21 protein-coding genes are annotated in these 23,039 nt (G+C 74.0%); 9 read left to right on the forward strand and 12 right to left on the reverse strand.

The features are described 5' to 3' along the window. Positions 1-181 precede the first annotated feature (181 nt). Both OG898_RS18920 and OG898_RS18925 read left to right on the forward strand, forming a co-directional pair. Positions 182-655 (forward strand): group III truncated hemoglobin, encoded by a 474-nt coding sequence (locus OG898_RS18920; protein WP_266958161.1) that lies wholly within the window; start codon positions 182-184, stop codon positions 653-655. A 123-nt stretch (positions 656-778) separates the two neighbouring features. Beyond that, positions 779-1,186 (forward strand): VOC family protein, encoded by a 408-nt coding sequence (locus OG898_RS18925; protein ID WP_266958163.1) that lies wholly within the window; start codon positions 779-781, stop codon positions 1,184-1,186. Positions 1,187-1,198: 12 nt separating this feature from the next. On the opposite strand, the gene nirD is transcribed toward OG898_RS18925, so the two are convergent. The 3 genes from nirD to OG898_RS18940 all read right to left on the reverse strand — a co-directional run bounded on the left by nirD (position 1,199) and on the right by OG898_RS18940 (position 5,471). Next, positions 1,199-1,534 carry a nitrite reductase small subunit NirD gene (gene nirD, locus OG898_RS18930; protein ID WP_250752232.1) on the reverse strand — a complete coding sequence of 112 codons (336 nt, stop codon included), beginning with the start codon at positions 1,532-1,534 and terminating at the stop codon, positions 1,199-1,201. Further along, positions 1,531-4,020, reverse strand: a complete 2,490-nt coding sequence (gene nirB / locus OG898_RS18935; protein WP_266960328.1) for a nitrite reductase large subunit NirB — start codon at positions 4,018-4,020, stop codon at positions 1,531-1,533. Before nirB ends, nirD begins: the two co-directional genes overlap by 4 nt. 98 nt (positions 4,021-4,118) lie before the next feature. Beyond that, positions 4,119-5,471 (reverse strand): NAD(P)/FAD-dependent oxidoreductase, encoded by a 1,353-nt coding sequence (locus OG898_RS18940; protein WP_266958166.1) that lies wholly within the window; start codon positions 5,469-5,471, stop codon positions 4,119-4,121. Between the two features lie 166 nt (positions 5,472-5,637). On the opposite strand from OG898_RS18940, the gene OG898_RS18945 reads away from it, so the two are divergent. The 4 genes from OG898_RS18945 (at position 5,638) to OG898_RS18960 (ending at position 9,769) form a co-directional block, all read left to right on the forward strand. After that, entirely contained in the window at positions 5,638-6,939 is a 1,302-nt protein-coding gene (locus tag OG898_RS18945; protein ID WP_250752226.1) for a ferric reductase-like transmembrane domain-containing protein, read from the forward strand. Positions 6,940-7,454: 515 nt separating this feature from the next. Then, positions 7,455-8,231 (forward strand): TSUP family transporter, encoded by a 777-nt coding sequence (locus OG898_RS18950; RefSeq protein WP_250752224.1) that lies wholly within the window; start codon positions 7,455-7,457, stop codon positions 8,229-8,231. 39 nt (positions 8,232-8,270) lie between these two features. Continuing rightward, positions 8,271-9,260 carry a class I SAM-dependent methyltransferase gene (locus tag OG898_RS18955; RefSeq protein WP_250752222.1) on the forward strand — a complete coding sequence of 330 codons (990 nt, stop codon included), beginning with the start codon at positions 8,271-8,273 and terminating at the stop codon, positions 9,258-9,260. Further along, positions 9,257-9,769 (forward strand): hypothetical protein, encoded by a 513-nt coding sequence (locus OG898_RS18960; RefSeq protein ID WP_266958168.1) that lies wholly within the window; start codon positions 9,257-9,259, stop codon positions 9,767-9,769. Before OG898_RS18955 ends, OG898_RS18960 begins: the two co-directional genes overlap by 4 nt. Before the next feature lie 41 nt (positions 9,770-9,810). Here the strand turns inward: OG898_RS18960 and OG898_RS18965 are convergent, their stop codons facing one another. Further along, positions 9,811-11,247, reverse strand: coding sequence for an MFS transporter (locus tag OG898_RS18965; protein WP_250752218.1), 1,437 nt, complete (start codon positions 11,245-11,247; stop codon positions 9,811-9,813). A 115-nt stretch (positions 11,248-11,362) separates the two neighbouring features. Between OG898_RS18965 and OG898_RS18970 the strand changes: the two genes are divergently transcribed. Continuing rightward, positions 11,363-11,992, forward strand: coding sequence for a helix-turn-helix domain-containing protein (locus OG898_RS18970; protein WP_266958171.1), 630 nt, complete (start codon positions 11,363-11,365; stop codon positions 11,990-11,992). A gap of 4 nt (positions 11,993-11,996) precedes the next feature. Here the strand turns inward: OG898_RS18970 and OG898_RS18975 are convergent, their stop codons facing one another. The 4 genes from OG898_RS18975 to OG898_RS18990 form a co-directional block, all read right to left on the reverse strand. Continuing rightward, the gene (locus tag OG898_RS18975; RefSeq protein ID WP_250752214.1) at positions 11,997-12,629 is read right to left on the reverse strand and encodes a class F sortase; all 633 of its coding nucleotides are present in this window, start codon (positions 12,627-12,629) and stop codon (positions 11,997-11,999) included. Between the two features lie 152 nt (positions 12,630-12,781). Then, positions 12,782-13,345: a hypothetical protein gene (locus OG898_RS18980; protein WP_250752212.1), complete on the reverse strand. Its 564-nt coding sequence runs from the start codon at positions 13,343-13,345 to the stop codon at positions 12,782-12,784. Between the two features lie 336 nt (positions 13,346-13,681). Continuing rightward, positions 13,682-14,959: a HAMP domain-containing sensor histidine kinase gene (locus OG898_RS18985; protein WP_266958174.1), complete on the reverse strand. Its 1,278-nt coding sequence runs from the start codon at positions 14,957-14,959 to the stop codon at positions 13,682-13,684. Continuing rightward, positions 14,956-15,666 carry a hypothetical protein gene (locus OG898_RS18990; protein WP_266958176.1) on the reverse strand — a complete coding sequence of 237 codons (711 nt, stop codon included), beginning with the start codon at positions 15,664-15,666 and terminating at the stop codon, positions 14,956-14,958. Before OG898_RS18990 ends, OG898_RS18985 begins: the two co-directional genes overlap by 4 nt. Before the next feature lie 215 nt (positions 15,667-15,881). Here OG898_RS18990 and OG898_RS18995 point away from each other — a divergent pair, with 215 nt between their 5' ends. Next, positions 15,882-16,346, forward strand: coding sequence for a gamma-glutamylcyclotransferase family protein (locus OG898_RS18995; protein ID WP_250752202.1), 465 nt, complete (start codon positions 15,882-15,884; stop codon positions 16,344-16,346). A gap of 25 nt (positions 16,347-16,371) precedes the next feature. Here OG898_RS18995 and dnaG read toward each other — a convergent pair whose 3' ends face one another. The 4 genes from dnaG to OG898_RS19015 form a co-directional block, all read right to left on the reverse strand. Then, positions 16,372-18,303: a DNA primase gene (dnaG, locus tag OG898_RS19000; protein WP_266958180.1), complete on the reverse strand. Its 1,932-nt coding sequence runs from the start codon at positions 18,301-18,303 to the stop codon at positions 16,372-16,374. 34 nt (positions 18,304-18,337) lie between these two features. Then, the gene (locus tag OG898_RS19005; protein ID WP_250752197.1) at positions 18,338-19,612 is read right to left on the reverse strand and encodes an NAD(P)/FAD-dependent oxidoreductase; all 1,275 of its coding nucleotides are present in this window, start codon (positions 19,610-19,612) and stop codon (positions 18,338-18,340) included. 93 nt (positions 19,613-19,705) lie between these two features. Continuing rightward, the gene (locus tag OG898_RS19010; RefSeq protein ID WP_250752194.1) at positions 19,706-21,049 is read right to left on the reverse strand and encodes a deoxyguanosinetriphosphate triphosphohydrolase; all 1,344 of its coding nucleotides are present in this window, start codon (positions 21,047-21,049) and stop codon (positions 19,706-19,708) included. A 77-nt stretch (positions 21,050-21,126) separates the two neighbouring features. Next, complete coding sequence (locus OG898_RS19015) at positions 21,127-21,885, reverse strand: sirohydrochlorin chelatase (RefSeq protein ID WP_266958185.1); 759 nt, start codon at positions 21,883-21,885, stop codon at positions 21,127-21,129. A gap of 375 nt (positions 21,886-22,260) precedes the next feature. Here OG898_RS19015 and OG898_RS19020 point away from each other — a divergent pair, with 375 nt between their 5' ends. Continuing rightward, positions 22,261-22,971 carry a hypothetical protein gene (locus OG898_RS19020; protein WP_266958187.1) on the forward strand — a complete coding sequence of 237 codons (711 nt, stop codon included), beginning with the start codon at positions 22,261-22,263 and terminating at the stop codon, positions 22,969-22,971. The last annotated feature ends 68 nt before the right edge of the window (positions 22,972-23,039 follow it).

Genomic DNA, 23,039 nt, shown 5'->3' on the forward strand with positions numbered 1-23,039 from the left:
CGTCGAGTTGACGTGACGTCAATTCCATATGACGCGGGAGCGACCGGAACGAGGTCAATCCGCCCGGGGGGTTTTCCCGGAAATCGAAGAGCCGTCCGTGCCGTATCGAAGCGGCTCGGGACGGCTTAATGCAGGACTTTCTGCCCTGGGGAGGGGGCCGGTGCGGGAGGATGGTGGAGTGATGGACCACACTGCCGCCGCCCCTGCCGCCGCCGACATCACCGGCCGGGCCGATCTCGACGTCGTGCTGCGCCGCTTCTACACGGCGGCCTTCGCCGATCCGCGGATCGGGCCCTTCTTCACGGAGATCGCCGGTACCGACCTCGACGTGCACCTGCCCCGGATCACCGACTTCTGGGAGCGGGCCCTCTTCCGCAGCGCCGACTACCGGCGCGACGCCTTCGCCCCGCACGAGGCCCTCCAGTCGGCCCGCGCGATGACCGCCGAGGACTTCGGCCGCTGGGTGCAGCTGTGGCGGGCCACGATCGACGGACTGCACCGGGGGCCGAACGCGGAGCGGGCCAAGGCCCAGGGCGAGCGGATCGCGCTGACCCTGCACAAGCGGCTGGCCGGCGCCGAGGCCTCCCTGGAGAGTGCCGACGGGCTGGGCTTCGTACCGCTGGCGGCCCTGGAGCTGCGCTCGATGACGGCCTGACCTGCGGGTTCGTAGCGCTGCGAAGAAAATCCGAAAAAACTTCGCCGGCAGCGATGAGTTTCCCGAGGCCCCCCGGTCTACCTCTCGACAGCAACGGAACGCGCCGAGAGAAGAGAGACCCCGATGTCCTCCACCATGATCTTCGTCAACCTGCCGGTCAAGGACCTTGAGGCCACCAAGACCTTCTGGAGCAAGCTCGGTTACAGCTACAACGCCCAGTTCACCGACGAGAACTGCGCCTCGATGCCCATCACCGACTCGATCGTGGCGATGTTCCTGACCGAGGCCCGGTACAAGGACTTCACCCACAAGGCGATCGCCGACGCGACCAAGACCTCCGAGGTGCTGCTGTGTCTGAGCGCCGAGAGCCGCGACGCGGTCGACGAGCTCGTCGACGGGGCCCTGGCGGCCGGGGCCACCGAGCCCCGCCCCGCCCAGGACCACGGGGTCATGTACGGCCGCGCCTTCGACGACCTCGACGGGCACACCTGGGAGATCATGTGGATGGACCCGTCGATCGTCCAGGCCTGAGCCGGCCGGTCCTCAGCCGGAGGTCGCGGCGGTCCGCACCGGGTACGTACGGACCGCCACCTCCTCGTCGTCCAGGCAGTGCCCCGACTCCAGGTCGAAGCGCTGCTTGAGCAGCGGCGAGGCCACGAAGGCCCGTCCCGCGGCCGAGCCGACCAGCCCGCGCGAGAGCACCTGCGCCCCGGTGAAGGGGTCCTGGTTCCCGATGGCGTACGGGCGTCCCGCGCGGTCGACGAACACGGCGGCCTGGCTCCCGTCGGGCAGCAGCGCCGCCACCCCGCGCCCGGGGATCAGCGCCGACAGCTCGCACACGGTGAGCCATCCCTCCGCCACCTGCAGTTCCACGGTCATCGGGTGCCTCCCAGGGGCTCCAGGGTCAGAACGGTCAGGTCGGGCTTGACCTGGCCGCGCTCGGGGACGAACTTCACGCTCGGGTCGGGTGCGCCGGGGGCGTTGACGAAGGACACGAACCGGCGCAGCCGCTCCGGGTCGTCCAGGGTCTCGGCCCATTCGTCGCGGTAGTGCGCCACGTGGTCGGCCATCAGCGACTCCAGCTCCGCGCACAGCCCGAGCGAGTCGTGCACGATGACGTCCCGCAGGTGGTCGAGGCCGCCCTCCAGCCGGTCCAGCCAGGTGGAGGTCCGCTCCAGCCGGTCGGCGGTGCGGATGTAGAACATCAGGAACCGGTCGATGAGCCGGATCAGTTCGGCGTCGGACAGGTCCTGTGCCAGCAGGTCGGCGTGGCGCGGGGTGGCCCCGCCGTTGCCGCCGACGTAGAGGTTCCAGCCGCTCGCCGTCGCGATGATCCCGAAGTCCTTGCTCTGCGCCTCCGCGCACTCGCGGGCGCAGCCGGAGACCGCCGACTTCAGCTTGTGGGGGGCGCGCAGGCCCCGGTAGCGCAGCTCCAGGTCGATGGCCATCCGTACCGAGTCCTGGACCCCGTAGCGGCACCAGGTCTGGCCCACGCAGGACTTCACGGTCCGCAGGGCCTTGCCGTACGCGTGCCCGGACTCGAAGCCGGCCTCGACGAGTCGGGCCCAGATGAGGGGGAGCTGGTCGATGGCGGCGCCGAAGAGGTCGATGCGCTGCCCGCCGGTGATCTTCGTGTAGAGGCCGAAGTCGCGGGCCACCTCGCCGATCACGATCAGCTTGTCGGGGGTGATCTCGCCCCCGGGGATGCGCGGGACCACCGAGTACGAGCCGTTGCGCTGCATGTTGGCGAGGAAGTGGTCGTTGGTGTCCTGGAGGGCGGCCTGCTCCCCGTCCAGGACGTAGCCGCTCGCACCGAGGGTGGGGGCGAGCGAGGCGATGATCGAACCGACGGTGGGCTTGCAGACCTCGCAGCCCTCGCCGCCGCGCGCCTCCTCGCGGCCGTGGCTGTCGAGGAGCTTCTCGTACGAGGTCACGCGCAGGGTGCGGACGATCTCGTAGAGCTCGGCGCGGGTGAAGGAGAAGCAGTTGCAGAGCCCCTTGTCGGCGGCCGGCGGCATCAGCTGGCCGATCACCTTGAGGCAGCTCCCGCAGCCGGTGCCCGCCTTGGTGCACTTCTTGACCTCGGGCACCGTGGTGTGGGCGGTGATCGCCTTCTTGGTGACGTTGTGGCAGGAGCAGATCACCGCGCCGTCCGGGAGCGAGGCCGGGCCCAGCGCGACGGGTGCGCCGGCCCCGGCGGGCAGCACCAGCTGCTCGGGGGTGACGGGCGGTACGGAGCCGGTGAGCGGGCGGAGCAGGCCGTAGGAGTCGGCGTCGCCGACCAGGACGCCGCCGAGCAGCACGCCCTCGGAGGAGACGACCACCTTCTTGTAGACGCCGGAGCGGGAGTCGGAGTAGACGACGTCGAGGCTGCCGGCGGTGGCGCCGTGGGCGTCGCCGAAGGAGGCCACGTCCACGCCGAGGAGCTTGAGCTTGGTGGAGAGGTCGGCGCCGGTGAACTCCTTCTCGCGGCCCAGCAGGTCGGCCGCGGCCGTCTCCGCCATCTCGTATCCGGGGGCGACCAGGCCGTAGACGCGGCCGTCGGAGGCGAGCGCGCACTCGCCGATGGCGTAGACGTGCGGGTCGGAGGTGCGGCAGCGGGAGTCGACGGAGATGCCGCCGCGTTCGCCGACGGTCAGGCCGCTGTCGCGGGCGAGCTGGTCGCGGGGGCGGACACCGGCGGAGAAGACGACCAGGTCGGTGTCGACGCTGGAGCCGTCGGACAGCTTCATGCCGCTGACCGAGCCGTCCTCGCCGGTGAGGACCTCCTGGGTGCCGACGCCCGTGTGGACGGTGAGCCCCATGTTCTCGATGGTGCGCAGCAGGGCCGCGCCGCCGCCCTCGTCGACCTGGACGGGCATCAGCCGGGGCGCGAACTCCACGACGCGGGTCGCCAGTCCGAGACCCTTGAGCGCGCCGGCGGCCTCCAGCCCGAGCAGGCCGCCGCCGACCACGGCGCCGGTGGTCCGGGTCTTGGCGTACTCCTCGATCGCGAGGAGGTCCTCGATGGTGCGGTAGACGAAACAGCCCGGGGCGTCCTTGCCGGGGACGGGCGGCACGAAGGGGTAGCTGCCGGTCGCGAGCACGAGCACGTCGTACGGGAACACCTGCCCCGAGCGGGCGGTGACGGTGCGGGCGTCGCGGTCGATGCTCTCGGCGGGGTCGTCGAGGTGCAGGGCGATCCCGTGCTCCTCCATGAAGGAGGCGGGGGTGAGGGAGAGGTCCTCGGGGGTGCTGCCGGAGAAGTACGAGGTCAGGTGCACGCGGTCGTAGGCGGGCCGCGGCTCCTCGCAGAGCACGGTGATCCGGTGCGTGGCGGTGGCGCCGAGTTCGGCGAGCGCCTCCAGGTAGCGCTGGCCGACCATGCCGTGGCCGATGAGCACGAGGGCGGGCCGGGTTCCGGGGGTGGTGGCGGTGGCCTGGGCGGTGGCCGGGGCGGGATGGGGCGTGGCTGCGGCCATGATCAGGAGCCTCCGTCGTCGGTGAGCAGGTGGTGCAGGTCGGTGAGACCGTGCCGGTCGGTGAGGGGCGCGCCGTCCTCCCAGCTGCGGGCGAGGGCGCCCACGCTGGAGAGTTCGCCGAGCAGGACCCCGCCGACGAGCCGGTCGCCGCGGATGACGACCTTGCGGTAGGTGCGGCGGGTGGCGTCGGTGAGCCGGACCACGTCGTCGCCGGGGAGCGCGGTGGTCTCGCCGAAGGCGGCGAGGTCGAGGGGCCGGTCACCGCCGGCGGTGAGGGTGAGGCGGGTCAGGGCGCGGGTCCCGTTGTAGGCGGGATCCGCCGTGAGCCCCTTGCCGGTGCCGAGGAGGACTCCGGCGAGGGCGTCGGCCTGTTCGAGGGCCGGGCCGGCCAGGCCGTACACCCGGCCCGCGTGCTCGGCGCAGTCGCCGACGGCGTGGATGCGGGGGTCGCTGGTGCGCAGCTCGTCGTCGACGAGGATGCCCCTGCGGACGTCGAGGCCGGCGGCCAGGGCGAGTCCTGTGCGGGGGCGGACGCCGCAGGCGAGGACGACGAGGTCGGCGTCGAGGCGGTAGCCGTCGGCGAGCTCGACTCCGGTCACCTGGCGGGGGCCTTGGGTGGGGACGGGGACCCTGCGGGGCGTTCCGGGCTCTGCCCGGACCCTCTCCTCAAACGCCGGAGGGGCTGGATCTTGGCTGGTGCGGCCGGCAGGGTGCGGGGTCGTCGACAGGCCGCGGACGCGGCATTCCGTGTGGATCTCCACGCCCATGGCGGTCAGGTGCTCGTGCAGGAGCGCCGAGGCCTCGGTGTCCAGCTGGCGTTCCATCAGGCGCTCGCCCTGTTGGGCGAGGACCACCTGCGCGCCCCGCTCGGCCAGGGCGCGGGCCGCCGAGACGCCGAGGAGGCCGCCGCCGATCACCACCGCGCGCACGCCGGGACGTACGGCCGCCGACAGGGCCAGGCAGTCGTCCATGGTGCGGAACGCGTGCACCCCGGCGGGGAGTTCCCGGCCTTCGGGTTCGAACAGGCCGCGGAGGGGAGGGAGCACTGGGTTCGACCCCGTGGCCAGGACCAGGGTGCCGTACCGCTCGACCGTTCCGTCGTCGCAGTGCACCACCTGCTCCGCCCGGTCGATCCGTACCGCCCGCACGCCCCGGCGCAGCGCCGGGCCGGGGGCCGGGAGGGCCGTCACCTCCGGCGCGTACCGGCCGGCCAGGACCTCCGCCAGGAGGACCCGGTTGTAGGGGACGTGCTCCTCCTCGCCGAGGACGCGCACGTCCCCGCCCAGCCGGGCGGCGAGCCGCAGGCCCGCGAGGCCGCCGCCGATCACCACCACGCGTTGCTGTTCCGAGGTCATGACACGAGAGTGCGCGGCCGCTGTTTCCCCACGGCATCGCCGTTGTTTCCCTGACGGAACGCCGACCTCAGCGCGCGGGTTAAGCGTCCGTGAGGCGTTCCTCAAGGCCGCCTTAAGGATCACCGGGAGGCCGGGAGGGCCGTCCGGGCGCCCGTAGCGTGGCCGCATGCGAGAGCGAGACATGGCGGTTCGGGTCAAGGGCGGGATGCTCGGCGGGGCGGGGACCGTCGCCCTGCTGTGGGCCGCCCAGGTGCGTCCCTCGGCCCGGCTCGACGCGCTGTTCGCGACCGCCGCGCACCTGTCCGGCCTGCTCGCCGGGTACGGGGTGCTCGTCCTGCTCTTCCTCATGGCCCGGGTCCCCGCCGTCGAGCACGGGGTGGGCGCGGCCCGGCTCGCCCGCTGGCACGCGCTGGGCGGCCGCCACGTCCTGCTGCTCTGTTTCGGGCACGCGCTCTTCGCGCTCTGCGGCTACGCCGTGCACGAGGGGGTCGACGTGCTCTCGGCGGTCCGGGAGCTGCTCGGATACCCGGCCCTGGCCGCCGCGGCGGCCGGGACCGTCCTCCTGGTCGCCGTCGGCATCACCTCCGCCCGTTCCGTACGCCGCCGGGTCAGCCACGAAACCTGGCGCGGGGTCCACCTCCTGACGTACCTCGCCGCCGCGCTCGCCTTCGGGCACCAGCTCGCCGGGCCCGACCTGGCCCTCGTCGCCTGGTTCTGGGCCCTCGCCCACGCCGTGGTCGCCGTCCTGCTGCTCTGGTACCGGGCCGTGGTCCCCGTACGCCAGGCCCTGCGGCACGCGCTGCGCGTCGCCGAGGTCCGCGTGGAGGGGCCCGGGGTGGTCTCCGTCCTCGTCTACGGGGAACACCTCGCGGAGCTGCGCGCGGAGCCGGGGCAGTTCCTGCGCTGGCGGTTCCTCCAACGCAGGCTGTGGCACACCGCGCTGCCGTTCTCCCTGTCGGCGCCGGTCCGCGGGAACACCCTGCGCATCACCGTGAAGGCCCTCGGCGGCCACTCCCGCCGGATCCGCCGGCTGCGTCCCGGCACCCGGGTCCTCGCCACCGGGCCCTTCGGGGCGCTCACCGCGGCCCGGCGGACCCGGACCAAGGTGCTGCTGATCGCCGGCGGGGTCGGGATCACCCCGATGCGGGCGCTGTTCGAGACGCTGCCCGGCGGGCCGGGGGACATCACCCTGCTCTACCGGGCGGGCGCCGAGGAGCATCTCGTCCTGCGCTCCGAGCTGGAGGCCATCGCCGCCGAACGGCAGGCCGGGCTGCACTACCTGCTCGGGCCGTCGGGCGCCGCCTTCGATCCGCTGGCTCCGCAGGCGCTGGCCGCGCTGGTGCCGGGGCTGGCCGAGCACGACGTGTACCTGTGCGGGCCGCGCGGGATGGCGGACGCCACGCAGGCCGCGCTGGTGCGGGCCGGGGTGCCGGTGGGGCGGATCCATGCGGAGTGCTTCGGACTCTGAGCCCGCGCCCGATTCCGCCCCCGCCCCTGTACCCGCACCCGAGAGGCCGCCGCCCCGTGCGTCACCCGTTGCACGTCACCCTGCCCGTATCGCTTGCCGCTGCGCGGGGCTCGTCCCCTACCCGCCCTTCGCCCATCCCCCAGACTCCGTCCGGGGGGACCCCCAGCTGGGGCTCCGCCCCAGACCCCGCTCCTCAAACGCCGGAGGGGCTGGGTTTGGTCGCGGAGCGGGCGGCGGGGGCGGGGTTCGTTCCCGTGGCCGCGGCTCGGCATCGTAGGCCTCGTGCCTCACCCGTGCGGGCGGTGTTGGGTGCGCTGGGTTCCGTGCCGCCGGGCAGGCGGCTCGCGGCCGGGCTCGGGCTGGTCAGTGTGGTGGCCGCGAGCGTGCTGACGGTGGTGGTGGACCCGTCGGCTCCCGTGGCCCCGGACCGGGCTCCGGCCGGGCGAAGCTCAACCTTTGCGCAAGTTTCCGGGGATTGATGGCCGGTGCAGCCATCTGCTCCATAGGGTCGGGCCGTGCCTGACATATCGACAACCATGATCATCGTGCTGTGCGTGGCCGCGGCCGCCGCCGGCTGGATCGACGCCGTCGTGGGCGGCGGCGGGCTGCTGCTCCTGCCCGCCCTGCTCCTCGGCCTGCCGAACGCCCACCCCGCCACCGTCCTCGGCACCAACAAGGCCGTGGCCATCGTCGGGACCTCGGGCGCGGCCGTGTCGTACCTGCGCAAGACCCCGGTGGACGTGAAGCTCGCCGTCCGCATCGGTCTGGCCGCGCTCGCCGGTTCGATGGGCGGGGCCGCCCTGGCCGGCGGCATCAGCAAGGACGCGCTGCGCCCGCTGATCATGGCCGTCCTGGTGGTCGTCGCGGGCTTCGTCCTCTTCCGCCCCGCCTTCGGCACCGCTCCCGGTGCTTCCCCCGTGAGCCGTCGGCGCGTGCTGCTGACCATCGCGCTGGCCGGCCTCGGCATCGGCTTCTACGACGGGCTCATCGGCCCCGGCACCGGCACCTTCCTGGTCCTCGCGCTGACGGCTCTCCTCCACCTCGACCTGGTCACGGCCTCCGCCACGGCGAAGATCGTCAACGTGTGCACCAACGCCGGGGCGCTCGCCATGTTCGCCTACCAGGGCATGGTGCTGTGGCAACTGGCCGCACTGATGGCCGTGTTCAACCTGGCCGGCGCCATGATCGGTGCCCGGATGGCACTGAAGAAGGGCAGCGGCTTCGTCCGCGGGGTCCTCCTGACGGTCGTCGGAGCCCTGGTGGTCAAACTGGGCCTCGAACAATGGGGCTGACCTGCGGTGGACCGGCCCGCGGGGGATAAAGTTGCGAGTGTGCCCCACCTTGAGATATCCGACCTGATCACCGTCACCGATCCGCTCAGCGGGGCGCGGCTGCCGGTGCGCCGGGGTGATGTGGTCCGTCGGCTCGACGAGGCCGGAGATCCGCGCGCGGCCCGGATCGTCGCCGCACTGCCGGCCGGCCCGGACGACGTGCTCGACCCGCTCGCCGTGGACCGGCTGATGATCGGCGTCCACACCGAGCTGCAGCGGCTCAGCGAGGAGCTGCGCGTCGGGGAACGGCTGGTGGACGTACTGGACCCGCTGTTCGAGGCCATCCGCGAGATCGCGGGCCGCCGCGGCCGGTTCCGCCTGGTCGACATCGGATCCGGGCTCGGCTACCTCGTCCGCTGGCTGGCGTCCACCGGCGCCCTGGGTCCCAACGTCGAGCTGATCGGCGTCGACCTCGACGCCGCGCTCGTCGCCGAGGCGGACCGGCTGGCCCGCGCCGAAGGCCTCGACTGCCGGTTCGTCCACGGCAACGCCTTCGACCTGCCGGAAGTCGCCACCGTCTACGTCTCCACCGGAGTGCTGCACCACTTCCGCGGCCCCGCGCTCGCGGAGTTCTTCGAGGCCCAGGCCGACTCCCAGGCACTCGCCTTCTGCCACTTCGACATCGCCGCCACCCGGCTGGCACCCGTGGGCGCCTGGATGTTCCACCGCGCCCGCATGCGCCACCCGCTCGGCCGCCACGACGGGGTCGCCTCCGCCCGGCGCGCCCACTCGGACGAAACCCTGCTGCGCGCGGCGACCGTACCGGGCATCCGGCCGCTGCTCTACGAACCCCGCGGCCTGTCCAACCCCTTCTGCACCACCCTGCGCCCGGTCCTGGGCATCCGGCCCTACCTGGAGGACCCGCTGCGCCAGGCCCTCGGCCGGGCCTCCCGCCGGCTCGTGGGCGCGGAGCAGCTGACCCGCGGCGGACCGCCCGGGCACGACGCCGCGGCCTGGTCCGCCACCGCCGGGACCGGGGCCGCGCGATGAACCCGGCCTGGGCGCTCGCCGCCCTCGGCCTCGTCGACGCGGCGTTCAGCGGCTTCCGTGCCTACGCCGGCCGGGACGCCCGGATCCGCAAGCACCGTGCCGTCGTGCATGCGGCCCTGCGCGGGCTGTCGGTCGGCGCCGTCCTGCTGCTCGCCCCCGCCTTCACGGCCGGCGCCGTCCTGCTGCTCGCCGAGGACCCCGACCGGGCGTACGGGGCCCTGGCCGACGGCGGGGTCGGCTTCCTCGTCCCGCTCGGGGCCTACGCCCTCGCCGTCCTGTTCTCCCTCGCCGCCTACCTCGCGCTGCCGTTCCGGGCCAGCACCCTCGCCGTGGTCGTCGGCCTCGGCCCGCTGACCCTGGCCCGGCCCCTGGTCGTGGCCGCCGCCTGCGCCGGTGCGCTCGTCGCCGGGGGCGGCTGGACCTCGCTCCTGGTGGGAGCCGTGGCCGGCGCCGCGGTCCTGTGCGTCGAGCCGTACGTCCACCGCCGCTGGTACGCGCCGGCGTACTAGACCGCAGACCGGGGCGGGCCCCGTGGCCTGCGAGGCGGTCGTCAAGGAGCCGTCCCGCTGCCGGACCGGGCCTTGGGCGCCCGGTCCTGGCGGGAGGCCCGGGCCACCGCGAAGAGGGACAGTCCGCAGGCCGTCACGAGCAGCCAGCCCGGCCGGGACGCCCGGGCGAGGCCGTCCGGGGCGACGCCCGCCGCCAGGGCCCCCGCGACGGCGATGCCCACCGCCGATCCGACCTGGCGCGCGGTGGAGGTGACGGCCCCGGCCACACCGGCGCGGGACGGCGGGAGTCCGCCGACCGCGGTGTGCGTCAGCGGGGCGTTGGCGAAGCCGAACCCGATGCCGATGAGCAGGTAGGCCGACAGGAGCAGCGGCACGCTCGTGTCCGGAGCCGGGCCCATGGCCACCATGCAGAGCCCGCCCGCCGCGGTGAACCCGCCCGCGAGGAGGAGCGGCCGCCGCGGCCCGAGGCGCCCCGTCAGACTCCCCGACCAGGGCGCGCACACGGTGGCCCCGAGCGCCAGGGGCAGGGTCGCGGCACCGGCCGCGAGCGGGGTCCAGCCGCGGGCGTCCTGCAGGTACAAGGTGGTGAGCAGCAGGCTCACGCTCAGCGCGGCGAACACCGCCACCGCGCCCAGAACCGCCGAGGCGAACGGCGGCCGCCGGAACAGCCGGAGGTCGATCAGGGGCTCGGGCCGGCGGAGCTCGACCCGGGCGAAGGCGGCCGAGGCCGCCGCGGCGACGGCGTAGCAGGCCAGGGCGGCGGGGGAGGCCCAGCCGATGCGGGGGCCTTCGATCAGGACGCCGACCGAGACGCACAGGGCCGTCGTGAGGAGCAGCTGGCCGGGCAGGTCGAGCCGCCGGGCCCGCTGTCCGCGGGACTCCGGCACGAACACCGCCACCAGGACGAGCGCGCCGACGACCACCGGGGCGTTGATCCAGAACACCGACCGCCAGCCGAACGCCGCGATGAGGGACCCGCCGATGACCGGACCCGCGGCCATGCTGAGCCCGAAGACCGAGGCCCATATGCCGATGGCCCGGGCCCGCTCCCGCGGGTCGGGCATCGCGTTGACCACGATCGCCAGGGCCACCGGGCTCAGCATCGAGGCCCCGACCCCCTGGACGGCCCGCGCCGCGACGAGGAGGCCGAGCGACGGAGCGAGGGCGCAGGCGAGGGAGGCGAGACCGAAGACGGCCAGTCCGCACCGGAACACCCGGCGGCGTCCGAAGCGGTCCGCGAGGGCGCCGGAGGCGATGAGGAGGCTGGCGAGGACCAGGGTGTAGGCGTCCACGACCCACTCCAGACCGCGGGTGTCCGTCCCCAGGCCCCGTCCGATCGCGGGCAGGCCCACGTTGACGATGGTGGTGTCCACTCCGATGAGGAACATGCTCAGCGCGCAGACGGCCAGTACCGTCCACCGCCGGCGCGCGCCGAGGGCCGGCCCTGTGGCCGCCCCGGCCGGGATCATCGTGGTCATGGGTCCGCCTCGGGTCCGCGACGGCCTGTCGGCCGCCGGCTTCGGATGTCGGCCCATGCTCGGACCGGGCGGCTGCCGCGGCCCAGGAAATTTGCCGATACCGCAAAATGACCCCATGGACAGGGACGCCGAACACGCCGATCGCGCGGATCGCGCGGAACACACCGGTCACGCCGAAGACGCGGAACGCGCCGAACTCACGCGGACCCTCGACGCCATCGGCCCGCGCCTGCGGGCGCTGCGGCGCGAGCGCGGCCTCACCCTGGAAGCCCTCTCCCAAGCTGCCGGGATCTCCGTGAGCACGCTCTCCCGCCTGGAGTCGGGCAAGCGGCGTCCGACCCTCGAACTGCTCATCCCGCTCGCGCGAACCCACCGCGTCGCCCTCGACCAGCTCGTGGCGGCCCCGGTCACCGGCGACGCGCGCGTCCACCTGAAGCCCCGCCGCAGGGACGGGAGCATCCTGGTCCCCCTGACGACGTACCCCGGCCGGGTCCAGGTCTTCAAGCAGGTGCTCGCGTACCGGGAGCCGAAACTGGTGACCCACGCCGGCTACGAGTGGCTCTACGTGCTCGCCGGCGAGCTCCACCTCGTCATCGGCGAGCGGAGCCTCACCCTGCGCCCCGGCGAGGTCGCCGAGTTCGACACCGGCGAACCCCACTGGTTCGGCCCCGCCGAAGGCGAGGTGGTGGAGATCCTGCACCTGTTCGGCCCCCACGGCGACCAGGCCGTCGTCCGCACCGGCTAAGCCTTCAGTACGTGCCCGTCAGGTGGGCGAAGACGACCACGTTGCCCTGGTAGCCGGTGCGCGGGGAGAAGCCCCCGCCGCAGGTGATGACACGGAGCTCGGCGCGCGGTGCGGACCCGTACACGCGGGAGTCGGGGAAGGCCTTGGCGTCGTAGACCTCCACCGCGTGGACGGTGAACACGGCCGTACGTCCGTCAGCGCGGGCGATCTCGATCAGGGCGCCGCGGCGCAGCGCACCGAGGTGGTAGAAGACCGCGGGGCCGGTGGCGTTGTCCACGTGCCCGGCGACCACGGCGGTGCCGGTGGCGCCCGGGGTGGTGCCCTCGCGGTACCAGCCCGCCAGGTCCCGGCGGGCGGGCGGCGGTACTTCGAGACTGCCGTCGGCCTGCAGCCCGAGCCCGGTGAGCGGGGCGTCCACCCGGATGGACGGGATCCGGATCCGGGTGGGAGGGGAGCCGGGGAGTGCGGCGATGGCCCCGGGGAAGCGGGCCTGGGCGCTCAGCGCCTCACCGGGGGAGGGCAGCGGAGGCCGGACGGGCTCGCCCGAGCCGCTGCCGATGAGCCAGACGCCGATGCAGGTGGCGAGCGCGACGAGCCCACCGGCGCGGGCGCGGGCGCGGCGTGCCTCTGCCTCCATGCGGCCCCCTCGGCTTGGTGACGTGACGTGACGCGAGTGCGAACGTGGTGACTGGCCGTCGCCCGGCCCCGCGAACGGGGGGGGGACCTCGCGGGGCGGGCGACGGGGGACGGTACCGGTCGGACCGCGGCCGGAGCCGCGGTGGGCGTCCGTCAGTTCCGCGTGCCGCTCGCCCGGCGACGCAGGAACCAGGTACCGCCGACGGCGGTGGCGGCCAGCACTGCCGCTCCCGCCGCGATCTTGGCGGGGTCGGTGGTGGTGGTCGTGCCACCGCCCACCCCGGTGCGCACGTGGCCCTGGGGGGCCCGGTCGTGCTCGGTGACGATCAGGTCGCCGGTGGCGAACTTGCCGTTCGCGCAGGTGGCGCCGATCGAGTGGGTGCCGGGGTGGGCTCCGCGGGCGACCTGGAACTGTCCCACGACCACCTCCTTGTGGGTGCCCGGGGCCAGCTTGAAGCGGCCGCCCCCGACGGTGGTGGCGTCGCCCTCGGCGTGGCTGCCGGGACCGCATGCCTTCGTGTTCACCGTGACGGTGGTGCCGGGGGCGGCGGACTTGGGCCAGATCTCCAGCGGGGCGAAGTCGCCGGCCGCGAAGCCCGTCATGCCGAAGCCCGTCATGCCCAGGTCCGCGGCGGCGACCGCGCCGGCCACCGGTCCGGCGAACGCGACGGCGGTCAGCGCGGTGGCGGTGAGCACGTGGGCGGTGCGTCGGCGCATGGCGGGTCTCCTGTGGACACGGGGTCGTGTCTCCGAGGTAACCCGGGCGGCCGGGTGGGCGCCTGCTGATGTGGTGTCAGATTAGCGTCTGGGGGATGGGATGGCGGGGTGTTCTCGCAGGTGGGGTGTGGTGAGAGGGCATTTGTGGGGCCCCACCCCGTCCGGGTGACGGTGGTCTCGCGGGTGCGGGTCGCCGCTGCGCGGAGCCGTCCCCGCCCCACCCTTTCACCGTTTCCCGGGGCGCCGCCCCGGACCCCGCGCCTCAAACGCCGGCGGGGCTGGTGGGGTGCGGGTGGCGTCGGGCTCGGCCCCGGGTCGGGTCAGGCCCGAGCCGGGTCAGGCCGGAGGGAGGGTTAGCGTGGCCGCGGCCCCGGTGGGGGCGGGGTTCGTCAGGGCGAGGCGGGCGCCGATGACGTGGGCCTGGCCCAGGGCGATGGTCAGGCCCAGGCCCGTGCCCTGGCCGCGTTCCGTCGCGCCCGTCAGGAACCGCTGCGGGCCGTCCCGCAGCAGCGCCTCGGGGAAGCCCGGGCCCCGGTCCCGTACGGTCACCGTGTTCCCGGCCACCGTCACGGTGATCGGGCCCCCGCCGTGCCTGCGGGCGTTGACCAGCAGGTTCGTCAGGATCCGCTCCAGCCTCCGGACGTCCGTGCGGACGCGGGCCGTGCCGTCGGCGGCGCCCAGGACCTGCGCCTCCACCCCCGAGCGCCGGGTGACGGCCTCCACCAGCGGCCCCAGGGCGTGGACGTCCAGCTGGGCCACCTCCCGGTCCCCGTCCAGCCGGGCCACCTCCAGGAGGTCCTCCGTCAGACTGCACAGGGCCGCGACCCGGTCCCGTACCAGCTCCGTGGGCCGCCCCGGAGGGAGCAGTTCGGCGGCGGTGTGCAGACCGGTCAGCGGGGTCCGCAGCTCGTGCGCCACGTCCGCCGTGAACCGCTGCTCCGCCACCAGCCGCCGCTGCAGGCTCGCCGCCATCGTGTCGACCGCAGCGGACAGTTCGGCCACCTCGTTCCGCGTCCCCGGCACGCCCGACGGGCCTATCCGTGCGTCCAGTTCGCCCGTGCTGATCCGCCGGGCCGTCTCGGCCGCGGACCGCAGGTCCTTGCTCAGCCGGCTGGCCAGCGCCGCCCCGCCGATCGCCGCGAGGGTGACGACGACCACCCCGAAGGCCATCAACTTCTGGTCCAGTTCCCACAGTTCCGACTGCTCCTCCGCCAGCGACTGCCGTACGGAGAGCACTTGGTCGCCGCCGACCGGCCGGGCCGCCCACACCGCCGGGTGGGGGCCGTGCAGGTCGAGGTAGGTGGTGCGCTGCCCGGCCAGGGCGGCCTGCCGCAGGGGTTCCGGCAGGCCCGGGCAGTCGAGGCGCGCGTCGGCCTCCCCGACCTTGTCGAAGTCGAGCTGGCCCGTGAGCTCGTACACCTGGCGCACCCGGACGAGCTGCGCGAGGGCGCTCTTGCGCGCCGCGTCGGCCACCTGGTCGGAGCGGGCCTCGTGGATCAGGACGCCGATGGTGAGCGCGACGAGGGAGCAGCCGGCGGCGAGCAGGACGGCGATCTTCCAGCGCAGGCCGAGGGAGTGCAGGAGGCGTCGGCTGCGGAGCAGGAAGCGCTTCACCGGCCGCCCCGGTTCGTGGGTGCGGGCGCTTCGGAGACGGTCGGCAGCGAGGCCGGGCAGGCGCGGGAGCTCGGTGCGGAGATGGCGTTGCCGAACTTGTGCTCGTCGCTGAGCACGCTCATCCGCTGGCCGTCCCAGTGGTAGCGGATGTCGTGCGCGGATCCGTCGTCGTCGGTGGTGCGGACCAGCAGGTCGGTGCCCACGGTCTCGGCGCTCATCCGCCGGCCGCTGGTGAACAGGATCGGAACGATCTTCCCGTCGGCCGCGGTGTAGACGCTCAGCACCGAACGCCCGGTCTGGGTGTCGGCGGCGACGATCAGCTCGTGGTGTCCGTCGCCCGTCAGGTCCGCGTACCGGGCCGGCCGCAGCCCGGCCTTGCCGGGCTCCTGGATCTGCTTCCCCTCGCCGAAGCGCTTCATCGCCTTGTCCGCACGGACCACGGCCATCACGTCGACCTTCTCGATCCCTTCCGGCCCCACCGCGGGGGCACCGTCGAGCGGCCGCGGCGGCGGCACCCGGCCGGCCACCGCCGTACCGCCGGAGCTCGGGGACTCGGTCCACGAGGGCCAGAGCGGCTTCGGCCGGGGCTGGGCGGACACGGGCGGTGCGACCTCGCCGGGTCCGAGGCCCCCGGGTGCGGCGCAGCCGCCGAGGCCGGTGCAGAGCAGGGCGGCTGCGGCGATGCTGCGGAGGGTCGGTCGAGTCATGGAAGGCGGAACCGTCGGGTGGTGGGGGGAGGGGGAGGGGGAGGGCGGGGTGCGGGAGGCAGACTGACGGTAGACGGCGTCGGTCACAGGGACCGGGCGGTCGTGTAACAGCGGTGCGTAGGCGGGCTTCCGTGGCCGAAGTCGGGACTTTGGGCCCCGGCCCGAGGTCGGTGGGAGACCGGTCAGCAGCTCAGTCTGGATCGAGGGAGGTCCGCATGACATCGGCCGATCGGCCGGAGGGCCAGGGCGAAGGAACGATTCCGCGGGGCGAGGAGCTCCCGTTCTTCGTCTACGGGACCCTGCGCCCCGGAGAGGTCAACCACGACCTGTTCCTGCGCGGCCGCACGGCCGCCGAGGAGCCCGCCCGCCTCCCGGACGCGGCCCTGTACGAGGGCCCCGGATACCCGTACGCCGTGGACCGCCCCGGCTCCGCGATAGCCGGAGAGCTGATCACCCCGGCCCCCGGGGCCTACGGGGAACTCCTCGTGGCGCTCGACCTGCTGGAGGAGTACGCGGGCCCCGGACACCCCGCCAACATCTACGACCGCACCGCCCGCGAGGCCCTGCGCCCCGACGGCACCCCGGTCCGCGCCTGGGTCTACCTGGCCGCCCCGCCCCTGGCCCACCACCTCGCCCGCTCCGGCACCCCCATCCCGGGCGGCGACTGGCTGCGCCGCTAGGGAGCACCCTTCGGGCCTACGGGCCCTACAGGCCTTCCGCGCCGCGGTTGCGCAGCCGCTGGCCGTACTGCTGGAGCACCCACAGCTCTTCCTGGACCGCCGCCAGCTGCTCCGGGGCGTCCTGGTGGCCCAGGCGCGCCAGGGTGCCCTGGATCTCGTGCACCCGGCGGTCGACCGCGCGGAGCCTGACCTGGACCAGCTGGACCCCGGCGTAGACCTCGTCCACGGTCTTCGCGTGGATGGCCTCGACGACGAGCTCGGTGACCAGCGCGCGGACGGTGTCGTTCGGCGCGGCGTCCCGGACCCGGGTCAGGTAGTCCTCGGTGCCGAGCGAAGCGCCGCCGGCGTCCAGGATGGCCTGGCGGACGGCCGCGTAAGGCGGGGCGGTGAACTCGTCCATCCCGTACGCGTCGAAGGCGGGGGAGACCAGGGCGGGGCGCTGGAGCGCCAGCTTGAGCAGCTCGCGCTCGGTGATGTGCGCGGGGCTGCGCAGGTTCAGCGCGGGGCCCGAGGGTGAGGCGGAGGGCGCCGGGATGTCCTCGTACGAGCGGCCGGAGTGACCGGAGCCACCGGAACCGCCGGACTGCCCCCGGCGCTGCTGCTGGGGCTGGTTGCCGCGCTCCCGGGCCCAGCGGTCGAGCTGGGCGATGCGCTTGACCACGAACTGCTCGTCACGCATGCCGAGCATGCCCGCCAGCTGGACCGCGGATTCGTGCTGGATCGCGACGTTCTTGATCTTCTTGATGATCGGGGCGGCTTCCTCCAGGGCTGCCGCCCGCCCCGCCGGGTTCTCCAGGTTGTGCCGGGCCACGATGTGCTTCAGCGCGAACTCGAACAGCGGGGTGCGGGCCTCGACCAGGTCCGCCACGGCCGCGTCGCCCTTGGCCAGGCGCAGGTCGCAGGGGTCCATGCCGCCCGGGGCGATGGTGATGGAGGTCTCCGCGGCGAACTTCTGGTCGTCCTCGAAGGCGCGCAGCGCGGCCTTCTGCCCGGCCGCGTCCCCGTCGAAGGTGAAGATCACCTCGGCGGTCGCGTTGTCCATGAGCAGCCGGCGCAGGATCTTGATGTGGTCGCCGCCGAAGGCGGTGCCGCAGGTGGCGATCGCGGTGGTGACCCCGGCCATGTGGCAGGCCATGACGTCGGTGTAGCCCTCGACCACGACGGCCCGGGAGGTCTTGGCGATCTCCTTCTTGGCCAGGTCGATGCCGTACAGCACCTGGGACTTCTTGTAGATCGCCGTCTCGGGGGTGTTCAGGTACTTGGGCCCGTTGTCGTCGTCGCGCAGCTTGCGCGCGCCGAAGCCGACGACCTCGCCGCTGATGTCGCGGATGGGCCACATCAGCCGGCCGCGGAAGCGGTCGATGGGCTTTCCGCTGCGGCTGTCCTGGGCCAGGCCCGAGGTGATCAGTTCCTTGTCGCTGAAGCCCTTGCCGCGCAGGAAGCGCGTCAGGTGGTCCCAGCCGGCCGGGCTGTAGCCGACGCTGAAGTGCTGGGCGGCGGCCTGGTCGAAGCCGCGCTCGGCCAGGAACTTGCGGCCGATCTCCGCTTCGGCGCTGCCGAGCTGGTCCATGTAGAACTCGGCCGCGGCCTTGTGCGCCTCGACCAGCCGGATGCGCTCGCCGCGGCCGCTGGTGCCGGCGGTGTAGCCGCCCTCTTCGTACCGCAGGGTGATGCCGGCCAGGCCGGCGAGCCGTTCCACCGCCTCCGAGAAGGAGAGGTGGTCGATCTTCATGACGAAGTCGAGGGTGTCCCCGCCCGCCTGGCAGCCGAAGCAGTGGTAGAAGCCCTTGCTGGGGCTGACCTGGAAGGACGGGGACTTCTCGTCATGGAAGGGGCAGAGGCCCTTGAGGTTGCCGCCGCCCGCGTTGCGCAGCTGGAGGTACTCCGAGACCACGGCGTCGATCGGGACCGCGTCCCGTACCGCCTTCACGTCGTCGTCGTTGATCCGTCCTGCCACGCGTGAAGTCTACGGCCGGGCGGAGACAATCCCGTCAGGCCCCCTCCGCCGGAACCAGGGCCGAGAGCGGAATCGAGGGATCCGCCAGCTTCTCGCGGTCCACGGGCGCCTTCGACCTGATCAGGGCCTGGATGTCCTCGGTGACGTCCCACACGTTCACGTTCATCCCGGCCAGCACCCGGCCGTCCGAGAGCCAGAAGGCGATGAACTCCCGCTTGCCCGCGTCCCCGCGGATCAGTACCTGGTCGTAGCCGCCCGCCGGGGCGTACCCCGAGTACTCCAGCCCCACGTCGTACTGGTCGGAGAAGAAGTACGGAACCCGGTCGTACGAGACCTCCTGCCCCAGCATCGCCCGGGCGGCGGCCGGACCCCCGTTGAGCGCGTTCGCCCAGTGCTCCACCCGCAGCCGGGCCCCCAGCACCGGGTGGTGCGCGGCCGCCACGTCGCCGACCGCGAAGACGTCCGGGTCGGAGGTGCGCAGCGAGGCGTCCACGGCGATCCCGCCCCCGTGCTCCCGGTCCACCAGGGCCAGGCCCGAGGTCTCCGCCAGCGCGGTCCGCGGGGCGGCCCCGATCGCCGCGAGGACCGCGTGCGCCGGGTGCTCCTCCCCGTCGTCCGTACGGGCCGCCAGCACCATGCCGTCGTGCCCGACGATCTCCGTTAGGTGGGACCCGAAGTGGAAGCGGACCCCGTGCTCGGTGTGCAGATCGGCGAAGAGCCGGCCGACCTCCGGCCCGAGCACCGCGTGCAGCGGGGTCGGCGCCGGCTCGATCACGGTGACCTCGGCCCCGTAACCGCGGGCGGCCGCGGCGACCTCCAGACCGATCCAGCCGGCGCCCGCGATCAGCAGGTGCCCGTTGTCCCGGCCCAGGCCGGCCAGCGCCTTGCGCAGCCGCTCCGCGTGCGAGAGCCGGCGCAGGTGGTGCACCCCGACCAGCTCGGTGCCCGGGATGTCGAGCCGGCGCGGTTCGGCGCCGGTGGCGAGGAGCAGCTTGTCGTAGGGCAGCGCCGTGCCGTCGCCGAGGACCACCTTCTTGGCGTCCCGGTCGAGGTGGACCGCGGGCTGGCCGAGGTGCAGCTCGATGTCGGAGGCCGCGTACCAGGACGGCTCGTGGACGAAGACGCTGTCGCGCTCCTCCTTGCCCGCCAGGTAGCCCTTGGAGAGCGGGGGCCGCTCGTAGGGATGCTCGCGCTCGTCGCCGATGAGGATCACCCGCCCCGTGAACCCCTCGGACCTCAGCGTCTCGGCCGCCTTAGCCCCGGCGAGCCCTGCGCCGACGATGACGAACGTCCGGTGTGCGTCGACCACCTGATGCCTCCTCATAACCTCTGCGCCACATGCGACCACATGCGAGCGTCCCGCACCGAGCCTGCCGCGTGAAGGGGGAGTGGCCCGATCGGCTCACCCTTCGGCGCGTCGCGCGCGCTGGGTGAGGCGGGCGTGCAGGGAGCGCGCGGAGGCGTCCGTGAGGGCAGCGATCTGGTCCACGACCGCCCGCTTCCTGGCCCGGTCGTCCGTGGCCTCGTCGAAGATCGCACGGAACTGCGGGTCCAGACCCTCGGGCGCGCGGGCGCTGACGGCCTCCGCGAGTTCGGCCAGGACGATGCGCTGATCGGCGCGGATCCGCTCCTGCTCGTCGCGCTGCATGACGTAGAGGTCGGCCACGGCCTTCAGCACCGCGCACTCGTTGCGGGCCTCGCGCGGCACCACCAGCTCCGCCGCGTACCGGGTCAGCCGGCCGGTCCCGTACGCCTGCCGGGTGGCGCCCTCGGCGGCCAGGCAGAAACGGCCGATCAGCTGGCTGGTCGCATCCTTCAGCCGGGCCTGGGCCACGGCCGAACCGTCGTACCCGTGCGGCCACCACTCCTGCTCCATCAGCCGGTCCAGGGCCTCGCGCAGCTCCTCCGGCTCCGTGTCGGCGGGCACGTACCGGCCGATGGCCACCCGCCAGATCTCGGTGCGCTCGGGCTCGGCGAAGAGCAGGTTCGGGTCGAGGTGGCCGGCGTGCAGGCCGTCCTCGAAGTCGTGGACGGAGTACGCCACGTCGTCCGACCAGTCCATGACCTGCGCCTCGAAGCACTTGCGGTCCGCGGGCGCGCCGCGGCGCAGCCACGCGAAGACCGGCAGGTCGTCCTCGTAGGCGCCGAACTTCACCGAGCCCGGGTCGGTGGGGTGGTCCCCGCGCGCCCAGGGGTACTTGGTGGCGGCGTCCAGGCAGGCCCGGGTGAGGTTGAGCCCGACGCTGACGAGCTCGCCGGTCGCCGGGTCGGGGACGAACCGCTTGGGCTCCAGCCGGGTCAGCAGGCGCAGCGACTGGGCGTTGCCCTCGAAACCGCCGCAGTCCTTGGCGAACTCGTTGAGCGCTTCCTCGCCGTTGTGGCCGAAGGGCGGGTGCCCCATGTCGTGCGACAGGCAGGCGGCTTCGACCAGATCGGGATCGCAGCCGAGCGCGGCACCGAGCTCGCGGCCCACCTGGGCGCATTCGAGCGAGTGCGTCAGCCGCGTACGAGGACTGGCGTCCCAGTCGTACGAACGCGTCCCCGGGGTCACCACCTGCGTCTTCCCGGCGAGCCGGCGCAGCGCGGCGGAGTGCAGCACGCGGGCGCGGTCACGCTGGAAGGCGGTCCGCCCGGGCCGCTTGTCGGGCTCGACGGCCCAGCGCTCCGTATCGGCGGGCTCGTACGGCTCGCCGGACGGATCGAGGCCGGGTCGGACAGGTGCGGTGGTGCCTTCCATGCCTTCCATGGTCCAAACGGTAACCGCACGAACCGACAAGACGAGTCAAGAGGAGCAATCCGAGCGATTGCGAACCAACCCGACCGTTACGCGGTGGCCAGTTCGAGCGGCTGCTCCCGCGGCTGCTCCCGTCCGACGGGTCCTGCTACGGGTCCTGCGAGCGCGGCGGTGGCTTCGTCGTAGCGCTGGAGCACCAGCCGGGCCAGCGCCGGATGCGCGCCCAGCGGGGCGGCGGCCGGGCCCGGCGCGGCGGCGGCGCTCGCGGCGGCGAAGCGGCCCGGGGCGGTGAAGTAGGAGGCGACCGCGACCCGGTGGAGGCCCCGCGCGGCCAGGGCCCGTACGGCGGCGGGCACGGAGGGCGTGGTGCCCGAGGCGTAGGCGGCCACCACGGGCACCCCGCCGAGGCGTTCCGAGAGCAGGTCGGCGGTGGCCCGCACATCGGCGGCGGAGTCGGGGTCGCGGGACCCGGCGGCGGCCAGCACCACCGCCGACCCGGCGCTCCAGCCGGCCTCCACGAGCCGCTCGTACAGGGCCTCGACGAGCAGCGGATGCGGTCCGAGCGGGGCGGCGACACGGGTCCGCAGGTGCCCGGCGCGGGCGGCGGCGGCCGGGAGGTCCCGCTTGACGTGGGTCCCGCGGCCGAGCAGCAGCGGCACCAGGACGGCGGCTCCGGCGGTCCGGTCGAGGGTGTGGTCCAGCAGCGGGTGGTTCAGCTCGATGTGACCGAGCCGGACGTCGAGGCGGGGACGGAGCTCGCGGACCCGTTCGAGCAGGGCTTCGACGGTGTGGAGGGCGCGCGGATCGCGGCTGCCGTGGGCCACGGCGACGAGGACGGGCTGCTGCATGGGAGGACTCCTGCGTGGTGTCGGGGGCGCAGACCGCTGAGCTGCGTACCGAGCTGGGCGGTGATCCGGGTCAGCAGCTCCGCCGTGGTCGCGGGCGGAAGCGGTGGGAGGGGCGGGGGGTGGGGAAGGGGCTGGGGGAGGGGATGGGGATGGGGCAGGGACTCGGGAGGGTGCGCCGGCTCCGTCATGAACCGATCCTGCGCGCGGCAGGTTGCCGGTGCGTTGCGCGGGCGTGACGGGTGTTTTCCACCTGCTCACAAGGGGGTGGACGGCGGGGGTGGGTCGGGCCGTGCTTCCCTGCTTCCCTGTGCCCCTGCTTCCCCGCGCTGCCCGCGGCTGCGCGGTGCTGTCCGGCGGCGCGACCGCCGTCGCTGCGTGCTGTCGCTCGGGGCCTGGGGTGCGGGTGAACTGCTCGGCCGGGTCGCCCTCTGGGGGTGGATCGCCGTCGGCGCCGCCGTCCTGCGGACGGCCCTGGTGGTCCTGGTGGTCCTGGCGGCCCGGGCGGCCGCCCGGGCACGGGCGGTGGAGGAGTGGCGGGCGCCGGAGCCGGACCGCAAGGCCCGGCCCCGTCCGTCCGGACCCGGTTCGGGAGCCCTCGCGGTGCGCGCCCGGGAGGCGGCGGTCTGGCTGCTCATCGCCCTGGCGTCCGCGGCCCTGCTCGTCGCCCCGTTCCAGCAGCACCACCGGGAGGCGGAGCCCGAACTGCGGCGGGCCGGGGCGGCGGTGGCGACGGCCGTGGTGGCGCGCGCACCCTCGGGCGTGCACGCGCACACCAGCGAGGGCCAGGTGCTGGGGTGGACCTCCCGGCTCGAACTGACCGTCCCCGGAGGCGCGGAGCCGGTCCGGGCGTCGGCCTACACCTACGAGGAACCGAAGGCGGGGGACCGCGTACTGCTCTTGTACGCGCCCTCGGAGCCCGCCCTGGAGGGCCGGGTCGACGAGCGCAAGGACCTGTGGTCCGTGGCCGGTCCGGGGTCCTGGGATCCGTTCCCGCAGGCGGACGAGGCGCGCGAGGCGAGCCTCGTGGCCACGCTGCCGGCGCTGGGGCGGGGAGCGGCGTACGCGGTGGTGCGGTCCCTGTCGTGAGGCCCGGGCGGGAAACCGCGGGGACCGTACACGCGTCCGTAGACGACGGGACCGGCCCACCGGCAGGA

The organism is Streptomyces sp. NBC_00193, assembly GCF_026342735.1.
Taxonomy (GTDB): domain Bacteria; phylum Actinomycetota; class Actinomycetes; order Streptomycetales; family Streptomycetaceae; genus Streptomyces; species Streptomyces stoeckheimensis.